22 protein-coding genes are annotated in these 17,307 nt (G+C 70.9%); 13 read left to right on the top strand and 9 right to left on the bottom strand.

Translation table 11 applies throughout. From position 1 onward, the window contains the following. The coding region (locus G5C66_RS21720) for a hypothetical protein (RefSeq protein ID WP_165113043.1) at nucleotides 1–207 on the top strand (207 nt) is incomplete at its 5' end. Between the two features lie 12 nt (nucleotides 208–219). Here G5C66_RS21720 and G5C66_RS21725 read toward each other — a convergent pair. Beyond that, a complete protein-coding gene (locus G5C66_RS21725; RefSeq protein WP_165113045.1) occupies nucleotides 220–1,167 on the bottom strand; it encodes a PLP-dependent cysteine synthase family protein in 948 nt (315 codons plus the stop codon). A gap of 117 nt (nucleotides 1,168–1,284) precedes the next feature. Between G5C66_RS21725 and G5C66_RS21730 the strand changes: the two genes are divergently transcribed. From G5C66_RS21730 to G5C66_RS21750, 5 genes are all read left to right on the top strand, one after another. Then, a complete protein-coding gene (locus G5C66_RS21730) occupies nucleotides 1,285–2,457 on the top strand; it encodes a MalY/PatB family protein (protein ID WP_165113047.1) in 1,173 nt (390 codons plus the stop codon). A gap of 104 nt (nucleotides 2,458–2,561) precedes the next feature. Continuing rightward, nucleotides 2,562–3,503, top strand: a complete 942-nt coding sequence (locus G5C66_RS21735) for an ABC transporter ATP-binding protein (protein ID WP_165113049.1) — start codon at nucleotides 2,562–2,564, stop codon at nucleotides 3,501–3,503. Then, complete coding sequence (locus tag G5C66_RS21740) at nucleotides 3,500–4,243, top strand: ABC transporter permease (protein WP_165113051.1); 744 nt, start codon at nucleotides 3,500–3,502, stop codon at nucleotides 4,241–4,243. The genes G5C66_RS21735 and G5C66_RS21740 overlap by 4 nt, the downstream gene beginning before the upstream one ends. A 13-nt stretch (nucleotides 4,244–4,256) precedes the next feature. After that, nucleotides 4,257–5,471, top strand: coding sequence for a sensor histidine kinase (locus G5C66_RS21745; RefSeq protein WP_165113053.1), 1,215 nt, complete (start codon nucleotides 4,257–4,259; stop codon nucleotides 5,469–5,471). Beyond that, nucleotides 5,468–6,091 carry a response regulator gene (locus G5C66_RS21750; RefSeq protein WP_165113055.1) on the top strand — a complete coding sequence of 208 codons (624 nt, stop codon included), beginning with the start codon at nucleotides 5,468–5,470 and terminating at the stop codon, nucleotides 6,089–6,091. The genes G5C66_RS21745 and G5C66_RS21750 overlap by 4 nt, the downstream gene beginning before the upstream one ends. Nucleotides 6,092–6,097: 6 nt before the next feature. Here the strand turns inward: G5C66_RS21750 and G5C66_RS21755 are convergent, their stop codons facing one another. From G5C66_RS21755 to clpS, 4 genes are all read right to left on the bottom strand, one after another. Continuing rightward, nucleotides 6,098–6,373 carry a MoaD family protein gene (locus G5C66_RS21755; protein WP_008358635.1) on the bottom strand — a complete coding sequence of 92 codons (276 nt, stop codon included), beginning with the start codon at nucleotides 6,371–6,373 and terminating at the stop codon, nucleotides 6,098–6,100. A 32-nt stretch (nucleotides 6,374–6,405) separates the two neighbouring features. Continuing rightward, nucleotides 6,406–6,834 (bottom strand): Mov34/MPN/PAD-1 family protein, encoded by a 429-nt coding sequence (locus G5C66_RS21760; RefSeq protein WP_165113057.1) that lies wholly within the window; start codon nucleotides 6,832–6,834, stop codon nucleotides 6,406–6,408. Between the two features lie 93 nt (nucleotides 6,835–6,927). Further along, nucleotides 6,928–7,518, bottom strand: coding sequence for a DUF2017 domain-containing protein (locus tag G5C66_RS21765; protein WP_165113059.1), 591 nt, complete (start codon nucleotides 7,516–7,518; stop codon nucleotides 6,928–6,930). Next, a complete protein-coding gene (clpS, locus tag G5C66_RS21770; RefSeq protein ID WP_206444422.1) occupies nucleotides 7,518–7,811 on the bottom strand; it encodes an ATP-dependent Clp protease adapter ClpS in 294 nt (97 codons plus the stop codon). Before clpS ends, G5C66_RS21765 begins: the two co-directional genes overlap by 1 nt. Nucleotides 7,812–7,837: 26 nt before the next feature. Here clpS and G5C66_RS21775 point away from each other — a divergent pair, with 26 nt between their 5' ends. From G5C66_RS21775 to G5C66_RS21785, 3 genes are read left to right on the top strand one after another with little or no spacing between them, the layout of a single operon-like run. Beyond that, entirely contained in the window at nucleotides 7,838–9,130 is a 1,293-nt protein-coding gene (locus G5C66_RS21775; RefSeq protein ID WP_165113063.1) for a nicotinate phosphoribosyltransferase, read from the top strand. A gap of 27 nt (nucleotides 9,131–9,157) precedes the next feature. Continuing rightward, a complete protein-coding gene (locus tag G5C66_RS21780; RefSeq protein WP_478354327.1) occupies nucleotides 9,158–9,742 on the top strand; it encodes an isochorismatase family protein in 585 nt (194 codons plus the stop codon). Between the two features lie 55 nt (nucleotides 9,743–9,797). Next, nucleotides 9,798–11,042: an MFS transporter gene (locus tag G5C66_RS21785; protein WP_165113067.1), complete on the top strand. Its 1,245-nt coding sequence runs from the start codon at nucleotides 9,798–9,800 to the stop codon at nucleotides 11,040–11,042. A gap of 3 nt (nucleotides 11,043–11,045) precedes the next feature. Here the strand turns inward: G5C66_RS21785 and G5C66_RS21790 are convergent, their stop codons facing one another. Continuing rightward, nucleotides 11,046–11,645 carry a TetR family transcriptional regulator gene (locus G5C66_RS21790; protein WP_165113069.1) on the bottom strand — a complete coding sequence of 200 codons (600 nt, stop codon included), beginning with the start codon at nucleotides 11,643–11,645 and terminating at the stop codon, nucleotides 11,046–11,048. Nucleotides 11,646–11,706: 61 nt separating this feature from the next. On the opposite strand from G5C66_RS21790, the gene G5C66_RS21795 reads away from it, so the two are divergent. The 3 genes from G5C66_RS21795 to G5C66_RS21805 are packed head-to-tail and all read left to right on the top strand — an operon-like array spanning nucleotide 11,707 to nucleotide 14,971. Continuing rightward, a complete protein-coding gene (locus tag G5C66_RS21795) occupies nucleotides 11,707–12,657 on the top strand; it encodes a patatin-like phospholipase family protein (RefSeq protein WP_165113071.1) in 951 nt (316 codons plus the stop codon). Next, nucleotides 12,654–14,135 carry a flavin-containing monooxygenase gene (locus tag G5C66_RS21800; protein ID WP_165113073.1) on the top strand — a complete coding sequence of 494 codons (1,482 nt, stop codon included), beginning with the start codon at nucleotides 12,654–12,656 and terminating at the stop codon, nucleotides 14,133–14,135. Before G5C66_RS21795 ends, G5C66_RS21800 begins: the two co-directional genes overlap by 4 nt. Then, complete coding sequence (locus G5C66_RS21805) at nucleotides 14,132–14,971, top strand: SDR family oxidoreductase (RefSeq protein WP_165113075.1); 840 nt, start codon at nucleotides 14,132–14,134, stop codon at nucleotides 14,969–14,971. The genes G5C66_RS21800 and G5C66_RS21805 overlap by 4 nt, the downstream gene beginning before the upstream one ends. A 3-nt stretch (nucleotides 14,972–14,974) precedes the next feature. Here G5C66_RS21805 and G5C66_RS21810 read toward each other — a convergent pair whose 3' ends face one another. After that, nucleotides 14,975–15,514, bottom strand: coding sequence for a DUF1697 domain-containing protein (locus tag G5C66_RS21810; protein WP_165113077.1), 540 nt, complete (start codon nucleotides 15,512–15,514; stop codon nucleotides 14,975–14,977). Nucleotides 15,515–15,571: 57 nt separating this feature from the next. Between G5C66_RS21810 and G5C66_RS21815 the strand changes: the two genes are divergently transcribed. After that, entirely contained in the window at nucleotides 15,572–16,015 is a 444-nt protein-coding gene (locus G5C66_RS21815; RefSeq protein WP_165113079.1) for a MarR family winged helix-turn-helix transcriptional regulator, read from the top strand. On the opposite strand, the gene G5C66_RS21820 is transcribed toward G5C66_RS21815, so the two are convergent. Both G5C66_RS21820 and G5C66_RS26195 read right to left on the bottom strand, forming a co-directional pair. Further along, entirely contained in the window at nucleotides 16,012–16,743 is a 732-nt protein-coding gene (locus tag G5C66_RS21820; protein ID WP_165113081.1) for a copper homeostasis protein CutC, read from the bottom strand. The two genes, G5C66_RS21815 and G5C66_RS21820, sit on opposite strands and share 4 nt — an antisense overlap. After that, nucleotides 16,740–17,300, bottom strand: coding sequence for an MlrC C-terminal domain-containing protein (locus tag G5C66_RS26195; protein WP_241248748.1), 561 nt, complete (start codon nucleotides 17,298–17,300; stop codon nucleotides 16,740–16,742). The genes G5C66_RS21820 and G5C66_RS26195 overlap by 4 nt, the downstream gene beginning before the upstream one ends. Nucleotides 17,301–17,307 lie beyond the last annotated feature (7 nt).

A 17,307-nucleotide genomic window follows, 5' to 3' on the forward strand; every position in this document is an offset into this window, starting at 1 on the left:
CCCGGCAGCCCCGCCGCCCTCATCGAGAGGCACGACTGCTGGAGCGCCGAGGCCCCGCGCGACATGACCGGCAGGCTCCCGGGCCACGCCATCGTCGCCACCGGCCCCGCCCCGCGCTACGTCGACGCCCATCTCACCGGCAAAGCCCTCGACCAGGTCTTCTCCGGCGAGGACCACGGCCTCGTCGTCTACGCCTTCTGCCGCTGAGCGCGGAGCCGGTCAGGCCCAGAGCTGCCCCTCGAGACCTTCCTCGGCCTCGTCGATGGTGCCCTCGTACGCCCCGGTGGAGAGGTACTTCCAGCCACCGTCGGCGACGACGAAGGCGATGTCGGCCTTCTCGCCGGCCTTGAGGGACTTGGCGGCCTGGGCGAGGGCGGCGTGCAGGATGGCACCGGTGGAGATGCCGGCGAAGATGCCCTCCAGCTCCAGGAGCTCACGCACGCGCCGGACGGCGTCACGAGGGCCGACCGAGAAGCGGGCGTCGATGAGGGAGGCGTCGTAGAGCTCGGGGACGAAGCCCTCGTCGAGATTCCTGAGCCCGTAGACCAGCTCGCCGTAGCGCGGCTCGGCTGCGACGATGCGTACCTCCGGTTTGGCTGTCCGGAAGTAGCGGCCGACGCCCATCAGGGTCCCGGTCGTCCCCAGACCCGCGACGAAGTGGGTGATCGAGGGGAGGTCGGCGAGCAGCTCGGGGCCGGTGCCCTCCTCGTGCGCGAGCGCGTTGGCGGAGTTGCCGTACTGGTAGAGCATCTCCCAGTCGGGGTGCTCGGCGGCGAGGCGCTTGGCGACCCGGACGGCCTCGTTGGAGCCACCGGCCGCGGGCGAGGAGACGATCTCGGCGCCCCACATCCGCAGCAGCTGCCGCCGCTCCTCACTCGTGTTCTCGGGCATCACGCAGACGATCCGGTAGCCCTTGAGCTTGGCCGCCATGGCCAGCGAGATCCCGGTGTTGCCGGAGGTCGGCTCGAGGATCGTGCAGCCGGGGCGGAGCCTGCCGTCCTTCTCGGCCTCCTCGACCATGCGAAGAGCCGGGCGGTCCTTGATCGAGCCGGTGGGGTTCCGGTCCTCGAGCTTGGCCCACAGACGTACGTCGGGCGAGGGCGAGAGGCGGGGCAGGCCCACCAGCGGAGTGCCACCGACCGACGCCAGCAGGTTGTCGTAGCGCATGAGTCAAGCATCGCACCTCGGCCCGGATTCATTCCCGTCCGCGAGGATCGCCCAGTCCCTGGGACACGGTCCGGGCCGTCGGCCCGGCACGTGGTAGCGGATGGTTGGATGGCCGCGATGACGACCTCGCCCAAGCCGGCACAGCGCACCGTTGCCGACCCGCTCGATGTCCTCCACACGCGCACCAGCGTCAAGTGGAGCCTCTACCCCGCAGACGTACTGCCGATGTTCGTGGCCGAGATGGACTTCCCGCTCGCGCCGGAGATCCGGGCAGCTCTGGCCGAGACGATCTCCCGCAGCGACACCGGCTATGCCAACGCTCTTTCGTCCGGTCTTCCGGAAGCCTTCAGCGCGTACGCCACGGAGGTCTGGGGCTGGGCGCCGGACCCGTCGCTCATGCGGACGACCACGGACGTCAGCGTGGTGATCGTGGAGTCGCTGCGGCGGCTGGTGCGTCCGGGCGAGCGGGTGATCATCAACCCGCCTGTCTACCCGCCGTTCTACGACCTGGTCGAGGAGGCCGGCGGAGTGGTCGACGAGGTGCCGCTGCTCGACGACGGTGAGTCGTTCTCGCTGGATCTGGCGGGGATCGACACGGCGCTGCGCGGGGGTGCGCGCGGGGTGCTGCTCTGCAACCCGCACAACCCCGTCGGCCTGGTGCCCTCACGCGAGGTGCTCACCGAGCTGTCGCGGATCGTGGCCAAGCACGGCGGGTTCACGCTCAGCGACGAGATCCACGCGCCGCTGGTCCACACTGGCGTGGAGTTCACGCCGTATCTGACGGTGTCGGAGGAGGCCCGCGCGCACGGGATCGCGGCGGAGTCGGCGAGCAAGGCGTTCAACCTGGCCGGGTTGAAGAGTGCGCTGTTCGTGACCGCCGGGGACGTGATGTCACGCATGGTCACCGGGCTGCCGGACGAGGTCTCCTTCCGCACCGGCCACCTCGGCATCATCGCCGCCCGCACCGGTTTCACCGAGAGTCGTGGGTGGCTGGCCGGCACGATCGCCGCGATCGAGCACAACCTGTCCGTCCTGGAGTCAGCGCTTGCAGACCAGCTTCCTGCGGCCCGGCTACGCCGCCCACAGGCCAGCTATCTCGCCTGGCTCGACCTCACCGAGCTGGGCTGGGGCGACGATCCCGCCGCGGTCGCCCTGGAGAGGGCCAAGGTCGCCCTCCACCACGGCCCCGCCTTCGGCGCCCCCGGCACCGGACATGCCCGGATGAACATCGCCTGCGCCCCCGACACGATCACCGAAGCCGTCACGCGCCTCGCCCGCGCGGCCGTCTGAACGTTGGCTCGACCAGCGAGGCGCCGGCATCATCCGATCGGTTGACCCCCGCTCGACCCGATCGTCCGATGTGGCCGACCCCGCGGGACCGCCAGGCTCGAGACATGGCATCACAACCCGCCGTCGAGGTCGACGGCCTACGCAAGGTCTACGGCACCACGGTCGCCGTCGATGACATCAGTCTCACGGTGTACGAAGGCGAGATCTTCGGCATCCTCGGCCCCAACGGCGCCGGAAAATCCACGACCGTCGAGTCGATCGCCGGCCTCCGGACGATCGACAGCGGGACGATCAGCGTCCACGGGATCGACCCGGTGAACCAGCGCGAGGAGATCACCGAGGTGCTGGGCGTACAGCTGCAGGAGGCCAAGCTGCAGCCGAAGATCACGGTCCAAGAGGCGCTGGAGCTGTGGAGCGCCTTCTACCCCGACCCGGAGCCGTGGGCGCCGCTGGCGGAGCGGCTGGGGCTCGGCGACCATCTGCGGCAGCGGTTCGAGGATCTCTCCGGTGGTCAGCAGCAGCGGCTCTCGATCGCGCTGGCGCTGATCGGCCGCCCGCGGGTCGTCGTGCTCGACGAGCTCACCACCGGGCTGGACCCGCGGGCCCGTCGCGAGGTGTGGGAACTGGTGCGGGACGTACGCGACCGGGGTGTGACGGTCCTGCTGGTCACCCACTCGATGGAGGAGGCGCAGACGCTGTGCGACCGGATCGCCATCGTCGACGCCGGCCGGGTTCGGGCCCTGGACACACCGGCCGGGCTCATCGGCTCCGCCTCCGCCGCCACAATCACCACCTTCGAGACGCCGGTCGCGATCGATCTCGCCTCCCTGCGTGAGCTCGAGGGCGTCACGGCGGCGCGCAGCGAGAACGGCACCGTCACCGTCGAGGGCGCCGAAGGGGTCGCGCTCGCGGTCATCGAGGAGCTGCGTACGCAGGGGGTGGCGCCGCTCCGCCTCCGGGTCGCCGCGGGCAGCCTCGACGCCGCCTACCTCGACCTCACCGAGAACGACACCGACCCCGACATCCGCCAGGAGGCGCTCCGATGACCAGCCCGACCGTCGCCGTGATCCGTACGGAGTCCCGGCTCTTCGCCCGCGAGCGTCTCTCGCTCTTCTGGATCGTCCTGTTCCCGAGCCTGCTCCTGGTGGTGCTGGGGCTGGTGCCGAGCTTCCGCGAGCACAACCCTGACTTCGGCGACAGGAGGCTGATCGACCTCTACGTGCCGGTCACGGTGCTGCTCTCGATGATCATGGCCTCGATCATGACCATGCCGGCGACCCTGACCGGCTACCGCGAGAGCGGCGTCCTGCGCCGGCTGGGCACCACCCCTGCCAAGCCGGCCTCGATCCTGCTCGGCCAGGTGCTGGTGCATGCGGTGGCGGTCGCCGCCTCCTCGCTGGTCGTCATCGTGCTCGGCCGGGTGGTCTTCGGTACGCCGCTGCCGGAGTCGCTTCTCGGCTACGGCGTCGCGTATCTGCTGGCGCTGGCCGTCTCGCTGGGCATCGGCACCGCGATCACGGCCGTCTCCCCCACCGCGAAGGCCGGGCAGGTCGTCGGGATGGTGGTGTTCTTCCCGTGCATGTTCACGGCCGGGGTGTACTTCCCGGTCGAGGTCTTCGGCGGCACGGTGCGCGACGTCATCTCGTTCACGCCGTACGGCGCGGCCTCCAACGCGCTCAACGACGCCGCTGCCGGGTCGTTCCCGGCTCTGGCCGACCTGGCGGTGATGGGTGGCTGGACGGTGGTTCTCCACCTGATTGCCGTGCGCGCCTTCCGCTGGGGATGAGAGGGTCCTGCACATGACGTCGGCCGTCGAGCCCGAGCAGCGCTGGGAGCGCAACCTCAAGGTGCTGCCCTTCGTGCTGCTCGCGCTCGCCACGGTCATCTGTGTGGCGACCTTGCCCGAGATGGGACCCCGCTCGGTCGGTATGCGCTTGACCTTCGGCGTGCTGGTGGCGGTGACCGCGGTGTGGATCTGGCGGTGGATGTATGTCTACGGCCGCCCACATCCGGTCGGCTACGTCGGCCGCACCCTGCTGGCCGCCGCCCTCACCGTCATCCATCCGCTCTTCTGCATCTTCGCCTGGCTCGGGTTCCTGGACGCCTTCGAGTCCTTCCGCGGACGCTGGACGTGGGTCGCGATGGCGACCACCTCCCTGATCATGGCCACCGGCCAGACCGGTGGCCCACCGCCCTACGACAGCCCGTGGCAGAACGCGGCGCTGCCGGTGCTCTTCGTCGTCAACTTCGGGCTCGCCACCCTGATGGCCCGCTACAGCATGCACCTCGACGCCGTCAGCCAGGCGCGGGCCGACACGATCGTCAGGCTGGAGCACGCCCTCGCCGAGAACGCGCGCCTGCAGGAGCAGCTCGTCGCGCAGTCGCGGCAGACCGGCGTACGCGACGAGCGCGAGCGCCTCGCCCGCGAGATCCACGACACCATCGCCCAGTCCCTGGCCGGTGTCGTCGCCCAGCTCCAGGCCGCCCAGGGCTCCGCGGACGCCGAGGACGTACGCCGCCGGGTGGCCCGGGCCACCGAGATGGCCCGCACCGCGCTGGTCGAGGCCCGGCGGTCCCTGCAGGACCTCACCCCGGCCGAGCTGGCCGACGCCGGCCTCGCCGACGCGCTGTCGACGCTGGTCGAGGGCTGGCGCGACGACCACGGCGTCGAGGCCTCCTTCGTCGTCGTCGGCGAGGCCACCGCGCTGCACCCGGAGGTCGAGGCGACGCTGCTGCGTATCGCCCAGGAGGCCCTCGCCAACGTCGCCAAGCACGCCTCCGCACGCCGGGTCGGGGTCACGCTGACCTTCGACGAGGCCGACGTCCTCCTCGACGTGCGCGACGACGGCTCCGGCTTCGACGCCGCCGCTCCGCGCCGCTCGTCCTCGTTCGGGCTCGGCGTGATGCGCGACCGCGCCGAGCGCCTGGCCGGCACCTTCACCCTGGAGACCGCTCCCGACGCCGGCACCGCCGTCTCCGCCCGTGTTCCCGCCATCCCCCGAGGAGCCGCATGATCCGGATCGTGGTCGCCGACGACCATCCAGTCGTACGCGACGGGGTGGCCGGCGCTCTCCAGGCCGAGTCCGGCTTCGACGTCGTCGGCCAGGCCGGCGACGGAGCCGAGGCGCTCGCGCTGGTGGAGTCGCTGGCGCCGGACGTACTCGTCCTCGACCTGCGGATGCCCGGCACCGGCGGGGTCCAGGTGATCGAGCGGCTCCGCGCACAGGAGTCGGGCGTCGGCGTACTCGTGCTGACCACGTTCGACACCGACTCCGACGTCGTCGCGGCCATCGAGGCCGGGGCCACCGGCTATCTCCTCAAGGACGCACCGACCGCCGACCTGGTCGCCGCGGTCCGCGCGACCGCGGCCGGCGAGACCGTCCTCTCCCCCGCGGTCGCGACCCGGCTCGCCTCCCGGCTCCGCTCGCCGGGACCGTCAGCGCAGCTCAGCCCCCGCGAGCGCGAGGTGCTCACCCTGGTCGCCCGCGGCACCACCAACCGCGCGATCGCCGCCGAGCTCTTCGTCAGCGAGGCGACGGTCAAGACCCACCTGGGTCACATCTTCGACAAGCTCGGGGTCACAGACAGAGCAGCCGCGGTCGCACGAGCGTACGACCGCGGCATTCTGGGGTGAGGAGTTTCAGCAGCCGCCGGCGACTGCCGGAAGCACGACGACCTGGTCGCCGTCCTTGAGCTCGGCGTCGAGACCGCCGATGAAGCGGACGTCCTCGTCGTTGATGTAGACGTTGACGAAGCGGCGCAGGTCACCGTTGTCGATGAGGCGCTCCTTGATGCCGGAGTGGTTCGCCTCGAGGTCGTCGATGAGCGCGCTCAGGGTCTTGCCCTCGGCACTGACTGCCTTCTCACCGGCGGTGTAGGTGCGGAGGATGGTCGGGATCTTGACCTCGATGGCCATGGGTTCGTTCTCCTAGATGTAGGTGGTGCGCGTCACGACAACGTCGGGACGATGTTGATTTCTTCCTCGGTGACGTTGCCGTCGACGATCCGGAACGACCGGAACTCGACCGGACCCGCGTCATTTCCGTGCTCACGGGTGCTGACCAGCACGTAGTGGGCGTTCGGCTCCATCGCGAGGCCGATGTCGGTGCGCGAGGGGTAGGCCTCGGTGGCCGTGTGGGAGTGGTAGACGATCACCGGCTCCTCGTCGTTCGCGTCCATCTCCTTGTAGAGCTGGAGCAGATCCGTCGAGTCGAACTCGTAGAAGGTCGGCGAGCCCGCGGCATTGATCATCTCGATGAACCGCTCGGGCCGGTCGGACCCCTCAGGGCCCGCGACGATCCCGCACGCCTCGTCGGGATGGTCGCGCTTCGCGTGGGCGACGATCGCGTCGTACGTCGCCTGGTCGATGGTCAGCACAGGATCAGCCTAGGCGGCACGAGCCGGCGGCCGGTCTTTGCCCAGGTTGCGGACATCGGCCTCCGGACCACGTCGCGTTGGTGTAGGACCGGCTCAGCTCGCGGCGACGAGGGACTCGACGATGGTCTCCTGCAGGATCCCGACCCACTGGTAGATCCCGTAGACCTGGCCGGCGGGGTCGTTCTCGGGCAGCGAGTCCCAGAAGTCCTCGTCGCCCTCCTCCACGCCGAGCCGGGTCGCCAGCGCGAGCCGGATGTCGGTGAAGGAGCGCATCCACGCCTCGGCGTCGCCGATGGAGAGCTCGACGTCGATGACCAGCCCGTCCTCGTCGAGCTCGGGCGGCAGCCCGGCCTCCTCGAGCGAGTCGATGATCGTGGAGGCGGCCCGCGCCTTGCCGTCGCGCAGCCCGCCCTCGGTGAACCGGCGGAACTCCCCGGCCGCCTCGGCGTCGTCGCCGTAGGCCGACGGGAAGAGCCGCTTCAGCACCGGGTCCTCGGGCTCCGTGGTCGGACCCGAGAAGTCGAGCAGCGCCTCGAGCGGGTCGTCGCTCTCGGCCGGAGCGGCGACCTCGTTACGCAGCAGCTCGACGAGCTGGGAGGCCAGCGAACGGAGCAGGTCGGCCTCGAACCCGGAGAAGGTCGCGATGATCTGCTTGCTGCGGCGGTGATAGCTGAACCCGCCCATCAATCCTGCTTCTCCAGCGTCGCCCACAGTCCGTACTCGTGCATCGCCTGTACGTCCCGCTCCATCTCCTCGCGCGAGCCGGAGGAGACGGCCGACTTGCCGTCGTTGTGCACCTCCATCATCAGCTTCTCCGACTTCTTCTTGGAGTAGCCGAAGTACTTCTGGAAGACGAAGGTGACGTAGGACATCAGGTTGACCGGGTCGTTCCAGACGATGGTCACCCACGGGGTCGCGGGCGCGACGAGGTCATCGACCTCCGGCTCGTCGAGCTCCACAGGGCTTGGCGTGCTCATGACATCCATCGTGCCACGATGTGCTCGTGGACTCGACAACGGACTCGACCGCGCTCCTGACGGATCACTACGAGCTGACCATGCTCCAGGCCGCCCTGAAGGCCGGCACGGCGGAGCGCCGTGCCGTCTTCGAGCTCTTCCCCCGCCGCCTGGCCGGCGGGCGGCGCTACGGCGTCGTGGCCGGGGTGGGCCGGGCGCTCGATGCCATCGAGGCGTTCCGCTTCGGCTCCGAGCAGCTGGCCGTCCTGGAGGGCGTCGTCGACGGCCCGACCCTGGAGTGGCTGGCCGGCTACCGCTTCACCGGCGACGTCTGGGGGTACGCCGAGGGCGAGACCTTCTTCCCGCAGTCGCCGCTGCTGGTCGTGGAGGCCAGCTTCGCCGAGGCGGTCGTCCTGGAGACGGTGCTGCTCTCGATCTACAACCACGACTCGGCCATCGCGACCGCGGCGTCCCGGATGACGCTCGCGGCGGGCGAGCGGCCGTGCATCGAGATGGGCTCGCGGCGTACTCACGAGTCGGCGGCGATCGCCGCCGCCCGCGCGGCCTACGTGGCCGGCTTCACCGCCACCTCCAACCTCGCCGCCCGAGCCCGCTTCGGCGTACCCACCACCGGCACCTCCGCGCACGCCTTCACGCTCCTGCACGACACCGAGGAGCAGGCCTTCCGGGCGCAGGTCGCCTCCCTCGGCAAGGGCACCACGCTGCTCGTCGACACCTACGACATCGCCGAGGCGGTCGCCAAGGCGGTCGAGATCGCCGGTCCCGAGCTCGGAGCGGTGCGGATCGACTCCGGTGACCTGGGGCTCCTCGCCCAGGACGTACGCCGCCAGCTCGACGACCTCGGCGCCACCGAGACGAAGATCATCGTCACCAGCGACCTGGACGAGTACGCCATCGCCGGCCTCGCCGCCGCCCCGGTCGACGGCTACGGCGTCGGCACCCAGCTGGTCACCGGCTCCGGCCACCCGACCGCCGGGTTCGTCTACAAGCTGGTCGCCCGCGAGGGCGCCTCCGGCGAGCTGGAGCCGGTCGCCAAGAAGAGCGCCGCGAAGACCTCCATCGGCGGCCGCAAGTACGCCCTGCGCCGCCGCGACCGGAAGGACGTCGCCGACGCCGAGGTGATCGGCATCGGCACCGCGCCCGCGGGCGACCACAACGACCGTCCCCTCCTCACCCAGCTGGTCAAGAACGGCGAGGTCGTCGGCCGCGAGCCCCTCGACGCGGCCCGTGACCGCCACCAGGCCTCCGTCGCCGAGCTCCCGGTCATCGCCCACTCGCTCCTCAAGGGCGATCCCGCGATCCCGACGCTGTTCCAGTGAGGCCGGTTTCAGCGATGCCGGTCTAGGCTGGCGGGCATGACGCGTGCACTGATCGTGGTCGACGTACAGAACGACTTCTGCGAGGGTGGGTCCCTGCCGGTCGCGGGCGGGGCCCGGGTGGCCTACGACATCGGTCAGCTGCTGCGCGAGCGGGCAGCGAGCAAGGAGCCGCAGCAGACGTACGGGCTGGTCGTGGCCACCAAGGACCACCACATCGACCCGGGCGACCACTTCGGCAACCCGCCGGACTACGTCAGCTCCTGGCCGGCGCATTGCGTGGTGGGCACCGACGGCGAGGCCTTCCACCCCAACCTCGACCCGGTCACCTTCGATGAGATCTTCCGCAAGGGCGAGTACGCCGCCGCCTACTCCGGCTTCGAGGGCGCCGCCACCGGCGGCACCAGCCTGACCGACTGGCTCCGCGCCCAGGGCGTCGAGGAGGTCGACGTGTGCGGGCTGGCGACCGACTACTGCGTACGCGCCACCGCGCTCGACGCACGCGCGGCCGGGTTCCACACCAGGCTGCTCTCCGACCTCGCCGCAGGGGTGGCAGCGGCCTCGACGGCAGCCGCCATCGAGGAGATGCGAGCGGCGGGGATAACGGTCTCGTGACAGAATTGGGAATTTTCCGCAGATAGAGTTCACCAGACGGTCTATTGTCTCTCGAATGGCTCGGATCTCGGCGACAGCCCCACTTCGTGAACCCCACTTCCGCTGGTTCTTCGCGTCCCGCTCGATCAACCTCGCGGGCAACTTCATGGCCCCTGTCGCCCTGGCCTTCGCAGTTCTGGAGGTGAGCGACGCGCCGATCGCCATCGGCGCCGTCCTCGCCGCCCGCACCATCCCGATGATCGTGTTCATGCTCATCGGCGGCGTGCTCGCCGACCGGATGGGCCGGGCCCGGATCCTGTTCGCCTCCAACCTGATCTCCGGTCTGAGTCAGGCGGTGGTCGCCATCCTGGTCATCGCCGGGGTCGCCGAGCTGTGGCACCTGATCGCCCTCTCCGCGCTCAACGGCATCGTCTCGGCCGCCGGCCTGCCTGCCCAGCAGGGGATCATCCCGCTCGTGGTGCCTCGCACCATGCTGCAGGAGGCCAACGTGCTGATGTCGCTGACCCGGGCGGTCGTCGCGGTCGCCGGCCCCGGCACGGCCGGCGTGCTGGTGCTCAGCGTCGGCGCGGGCTGGGCGCTCGCGCTCGACGCCGCCACCTGGATCATCGCGGCGCTGCTGCTGCTTCCGGTCAAGCTCAGCGGCTCGGTCACCAAGGCCTCGGTCATCGGCGACCTGCGCCTCGGGTGGGACTACTTCCGCACCACGAGCTGGCTGTGGCTCTGCGTCGGTGCCGCCACCGTGCTCAACGCGCTCTACGAGGGTGGGCTGCTGACCCTCGGTCCGCAGCGCGCCGAAGGGTCCTCGCTCGGCGCCGGCGGCTGGGGCCTGATCCTGACCTTCCAGGGCATCGGCGTGCTCGCCGCGACGCTCGTGCTGATGAAGGTCCGCCTCGAGCGGCCGCTGTTCTACGGGATGATCGGCATGGCCCTGTTCGGGCTGCCGATCGCGGCACTCGGCTTCTCCACCGACCTCGCCGTGCTGCTGCCCGCGGCCGCCCTCTCCGGCGCCGGCATCCAGGTCTTCAGCCTGGGCTGGCAGCTGTCGATGCAGGAGAACGTCCCCAGCGACCTGCTCTCCCGGGCGTCCTCCTACGACCAGCTCGGCACCTACATCGCCATCCCCATCGGGCAGCTGGCGATGGGGCCGTTGGCGGCTGCGTACGGGATCGAGAACATCCTCGCGATCGCCGGCATCGCCTATGTGGTGATCTCGCTGGCGACGCTGCTGAGCCCTGCCGTACGCGGCCTGAACCGGGTCACGTTCGCCGCGCCCGAGCGCAACGGCGCCCCGGCCCACTGAGCCCTAGCCCTTCGTGGCGCCTTGCAGCAGCGACCGCAGCAGGTCGACCAGGCTGGCGACCGACAGGTCGGGGTCGAAGGCGCGCTGCACGCCGAGCCCGATGCCGAGCGAGAGCAGCTGGACGGCCGCGTCCTCGGCCGGGCTGGGCAGCGTGAGACCGAGGTCGTCGGCCTGCTGCTCGATGAGGCCGGCAACGGCCGCGGTGAGCTCGCGGCGCCGATCGGCGAGCTGCTGACTCACGCTTGGGACGCGGCGGGTGCTGGTCGCGAACTCGACCTCGAGCGCGGTCCAGCCGACGTCGCCGATGTTGGCCTCGGCCCATGCCGCGAAGGCGTCGATCCGGCCCTCGACGGTCTCGACACCGCTGACGGCGCTCGCCAGGGACAGCGCCCGCTCCTGATGGATCACGTCGAGCACGACGAGCCCGAGCTCGTGCTTGGTCGAGAAGTTCGAGTAGACCGCGCCCTTCGAGTAGCCCGCCTCGGCGGCCACCTTGTCGAGCGAGGTCGCGTTGTAGCCGTCGGAGAGGAACAGACGGTGTGCGGTCTCGATGAGTCGCTCGCGCGTCTGGGCGTGCGATTCCTTGCGCGAGATCCGGGCCACGGGGAGGGATCCTACCAGTTCGGGCTACCACTGGTATTCAAATACCGTTAGTATCCGAACCATGACGCCTCGACGCGCACTCGCCATCGGCTGCGGCGGCACCCTCGGGTTCGCCTGGACGGCCGTCGCCCTCCGCGCTCTCGAGGAGGCCCTCGACTGGGACGCGCGCACCGCCGCCGTCCTCGTCGGCACCTCCGCAGGCTCGGAGATCGTCGCGGCCCTGGGCTCCGGCCGTACGCCGCAGGATCTGCTCGACGCCCTCGACGGCACGCCCGGCGCCGACCCGGTCCTGGCAGCCCACGTCGCCGCCCACCCCGGCAAGGTGCCCCCGATCCCGGCCCTCGCGCTCCCTGGACTCGGCCTGGTCCGGCCCGGGATCGCGCGCCGCTCGCCCTACAGCGCTCTGGCCGGGCTGCTCCCCCGCGGCCGCGGCGACGCTGCCTGGCTGAAGGCGTACGGTGATGCGCTGGCCGGTCCCGCCGGCTGGGTCGACCACCCCGCGACCTGGCTGGTCGCGGCCGACGCGGCCACCGGCGAGCGGGTGGCGTTCGGTTCCGACGGCGCACCCTCCACCACCCTCGGCGCCGCGATCGCCGCGTCCTGGGCGATCCCCGGCTGGTTCCCGCCGGTCGAGATCGCCGGCCGGACCTACCTCGACGGCGGCGCGGTCTCCTCCGCCTCAGCCGATCTCCTCCTGGACCCAACCGTCGGTCCAGCGGTCGACGAGGTCGTGGTCGTCGCCCCGATGACCACCGAGGGCGGCGTCCCCGCCCGTGGGCTCGACCGGGTCGAGCGCCTGCTCCGCTCGCAGATGACCTCCGTTCTCGACCGCGAGGTCGCCCGTCTCCGCGAGGCCGGGATCCGGGTCATCCGGGTCGAGCCCGGCGCCGACGAGCTTGCCGTGATGGGGCCCAACTTCATGGACCTCGGCCGCCGCGAGGCCACCCTCGCCGCGGCCCGCATGCACGTCCACCGCCGCGTCGCGGCCGCACTCCAAGGAGCAACGGCATGAGCACCCATCACGAGGTCGTCGTCATCGGCGCCGGCATCTCCGGCATCGCCGCCGCGATCAAGCTGCGCGAGGCGGGGGTCGACGATGTCGTCATCCTCGAGAAGGCGGAGACCTACGGCGGCACCTGGCGGGCCAACACCTATCCGGGATGCACCTGCGACGTACCGTCCAACCTCTACTCGTTCTCGTTCGCTCCCAACAGCGACTGGTCACGGGTCTACGGCAACCAGCCGGAGATCCTCGCCTACATCGACCGCGTCGCCCGCGACCACGGCCTCGAGAACACCACCCGGTTCGGCGTGGAGGTCGTGGGAGCGGCCTGGAGCAACGAGTCCGCCGAGTGGCGTCTGGAGACCAGTGCCGGAGACATCTCCGCGCGCTTCCTGGTCGCCGCCGCCGGCCCGTGGAACGAGCCCAGGATCCCGGACCTGCCCGGCCTGGCGGACTTCCCCGGCGAGGTTTGGCACTCGGCTCGCTGGAACCACGACGTCGACCTCGACGGCAAGCGTGTCGCCGTCATCGGCACCGGCGCGTCCGCGGTGCAGTTCGTGCCCCGGATCCAGAAGCAGGTCGACCGACTGCACCTGTTCCAGCGGACGGCCCACTGGGTGCTGCCCAAGGTCGACCACCCGGTGCCGGACGCCGAGAAGTGGGTCAAACGCAACGTCCCCTTCTTCGAGAAGGCGCTCGGCGCCGTCGAGTACGCCGCGATGGAAGCCGTCGGCGTCGCCTTCCACCACCCGCGGCCGCTGATGCACGGGCTGCAGAAGATCGGTCAGGCCTACCTGCGCGCCGCCGTCCGGGACAGGGAGCTGCGGGCGAAGCTGACGCCCGACTACCTGATCGGCTGCAAGCGGATCCTCTTCTCCAACGACTATCTGCAGTCGCTGACGAAGCCGAACGTCGAGGTGCACGCGACCGGGGTCGAGCGGGTCGAGGGTGCGACCGTGGTCGGCTCCGACGGCAGCACCGCCGAGGTCGATGCCATCATCCTCGGCACCGGCTTCCACATCCTCGACATGCCGGTCGCCGACCTGATCCGCGGAGCCGACGGCCGCACGCTCGCCGAGCACTGGGCCGGCTCCCCCGAGGCCTACCAGGGCACCTCGGTCACCGGGTTCCCCAACGCGTTCGTGGTGCTCGGCCCGAGCCTCGGCACCGGTCACGGCTCCGCCTTCGCCGTGGCGGAGTCGCAGGTCGCAATGATCACCGAGGCCATCACGACCGCCCGCTCGCAGGGCTGGACGCAGCTCGACGTGACGCCACAGGCCCAGGCCGCGTACGTCGACGAGGTGCAGGCCGCGCTCGTCGGCACCGCCTACAGCGGTGCGTCCTGCCACAGCTACTTCATCGACGCCAACGGTCGCAACAGCTTCTCCTGGCCGTGGTCGACCGGCGAGCTGGTCCGCCGGATCAGCCGCTTCGACCCCGCCGACTTCGACGTCACGATCGACGAGACCATGGAGGTGTCAGCATGACCCGCTATCCCAGGATCGACCTCGACGGCTCTCTGGTCGTCATCACCGGCGCCGCCCGGGGCATCGGGCTCGCCACGGCGAAGGAGTTCGTCGCGGCCGGGGCGCGGGTCGCGCTCGGCGACCTCGACGACGCGCTGGCGCGGGAGGCAGCGGCAGGCCTCGGCGGACCGGCGAGCGCTCACCGGCTCGACGTCACCGACAAGCGGTCCTACGCCGACTTCCTCACCGCTGCCGAAGCAGCGCACGACAGACCGGTCGACGTGCTGGTCAACAACGCCGGCGTCATGCCCAACGGTCCCTTCCTCGCCCAGGAGGACCGGATCGACCGGCTGACCATGGACGTGAACGTCTACGGGGTCATCCACGGCATGCGGCTCGCGCTGCCGGCGATGATCGCGCGCGGCCACGGCCACGTCGTCAACGTCGCCTCGCTGGCCGGCAAGTTCCCGCTGAAGGGCCTGGCGGTCTACAACGCCAGCAAGTACGCCGTCGTCGGTCTCAGCGCCGCCACCCGGCTCGAGCTCGACGGCACCGGGGTCTCTCTCACCACCGTGCTGCCGAGCGCGGTACGCACCGAGCTCTCCTCCGGCATCGACCTCGGCGTCCTCCCGGCGGTCGATCCCGAGGACATCGCGGCCGCCGTGGTCAGGTCGGTCCGCACCCGCGCGGCCGAGATCGCCGTCCCGTCCTACGTCGGCCTCGCCGCCAACGGTGCACCGCTCGTCCCCGAGCGGGTGATGCGCCTGATCCGCCGCGCCGTCCACGACGACGCCGCGATCACCCGCGTCGACGACGACGTACGCCGGGGCTATCTCGACCGGATCGAGGCCCAGTAGGGACTACGCCCAACGGTCGGCGAGGGTGCGGATCACGTTGACGTTGCGGTTGGTGCTGATCGCGATGTGACGCTCCACGACGGCGTTGGTGATCTTCGTCTGGTGGAAGTTGTCGGTGAGCAGGTGCACGGCGCGGCCGATGACGTAGACCCGCTCGCCCTCGCCGGCCCGGGCGACCAGGGCGTCGCGGGAGCCGGAGTCGCTGTGGTCCTTGCACAGGAACACGAACTGCTTGCCTTCGTGGCCCATCCCGACCGCCGCTGCGTCGTTGGCGATCACCTTCAGCTCGGCGGGTGTGGTGCAGATCGTCGGCACCTCGAAGAAGCGGTCGGCCGCGAAGGCCTCCTCGAGGATCGCCTCCATCTCGGCCCGGTCGCCGACCGGGTGGTCGAAGCGTACGTTGCCTGTGTTGATGTAGGTCTCGACGTTCGTCCCGCCCGCTCGCACGACCGCCGCGGCGATGGCCTGCTTGGGAAACTTGCGGGTCGCGCCGAGGTTGATCGCGCGCAGGAACGCGATCCAGGTGTGCCGCTCCGTTGTCATTCTCAGATAGTCTCCACCCGTTCACCGCGCCGCAACCCCAACCCTGGAATCCGATCGATGCCTTCACAGCAGCTGCTTCCTTCAGCAGCCACCCTGGACCTCTCCAGCGACCTGGTGGTCTACGCGGCGCGGCTCATGCGCCTCGTACGCCGCACGCTCGACCTTCCGGCCAGCGTCCGCGTCCTGACCATCCTGGATGCCATCGGGCCCCTCGGCATCACGGAGCTGTCCCGCGCCGACGGCTGCTCGCAGCCGACCATGTCGGCCCAGATCGCCCAGCTGGTGGAGAGCGGGCTGGTCAGCAAGGAGCCCAATCCGGCCGATGCGCGCGCCAGCCTGGTGACGCTGACCGAGGCGGGACGTGCCGACCTGGCCGAGGTGCGTGAGCGCATCTCCCACCTCATCGCCGAGCGGCTGGAGTCGCGCAACCGCACCCAGGCCGACCTCGAGGCCGCCGTCTCCGTGCTGCGTGACCTGGTCGAGGGCGAGTCCCCGGTCTAGGCGAGCGCCGCGACGGCCGCGGCGACGACGTCGGGATCGGTCACCCAGTGACCTCCGTCGTCGGCGACGCCCAGCGCCACCCGGCCGGTGGTGACGACCCGCCGCTTGGCGGACAGGTGCACGCCCTCGACCCCGAGGGCCGCCAGCGCCGGAATCGCGTCGACGGTCACACCGCCGCCGGCCAGTACGTCCGGTCCCCCGGCCGCGACCATCTCGGCGATCGTCGCGGCACCCGCGGCGGCGGCCGGCGCGCCCCCGGAGGTGAGCACCCGGTCGACCACCCCGTCCAGCGACCGGATCGCCGCCACCGGGTCGGCGCTGACGTCGATGGCCCGGTGGAACGTCACCGTCGCCTCGTACGCAGCGGCAGCATCCGCCAGCCGACGGACCAGCTCCAGGTCGGGTTCCCCGTGCGGAGTGAGCGCGCCGACCACGATCCCGTCGGCCCCGGCCTCCAGGACCATCTCGGCCTCCCGTTCCAGGAGGTGACGCTCCTCGACGGTGTAGCCGAACCCTCCCGGCCGCGGCCGGACGAGCACGTGGACGCCCTGCCACCCGGCATCGGCGTCGGTGCCGCCGACCTCGTCGAGAACGCCTTCGACCAGCCCCTGCGACGGGGTGACGCCGCCGACCTCGAGTGCGGTGCAGAGCTCGACCCGGGTCGCTCCCGCGGCGCGTGCGGCGAGTGCCCCGTCGACCGAGGTCACCGCGATCTCCAGGGATGTCATCGACGCTCCCCCGACTCCGGCACGAGGACAGCCGATGGAGTGAAGGCGAAGCCGGTGTCGAAGGGATACATCGGCCGCTGGATCCGCCGGTGCCCGAGCCGGAGCAGGTCCTGGTCGACGCCACCGGGGGTCAGCGCGAGCACCCAGTCGGCGGCGATCTCGAAGAGCTCGGGCTCGAGGTAGCCGATCTTCACCACCAGCACGTCGACGTCGCGCGGCGAGATCCCGAGCGCGGTGAAGTCGGACTCCAGGTGATAGGGCCGTCTGGTCCGGGTGACGATCACGTCGACACCACCGACCCGCACGACCGTCTCCAGGTTGCCCGGAGCCGTGTCGGCGTAGCCCTCGGTCGACTCGACGACCGCGAGCACCTCGCCCACCAGCCGCACCGGCCCCTCGAGCCGGGAGTCGACCCGGGCGCCCACCGCGACGTCGACGCGCGCGCCGACACCGGCCCGCTCGATCGCCTCGGCACCCTCGGCGTCCGGGATGGAGGCGTAGACGAGCCGCTTCCCGCTCTGCCGCAACCCCTCGTCCTCGAGCAGCCGCGCCAGCAACCAGGTG

Source organism: Nocardioides turkmenicus (genome assembly GCF_011045035.1).
GTDB lineage: Bacteria > Actinomycetota > Actinomycetes > Propionibacteriales > Nocardioidaceae > Nocardioides > Nocardioides turkmenicus.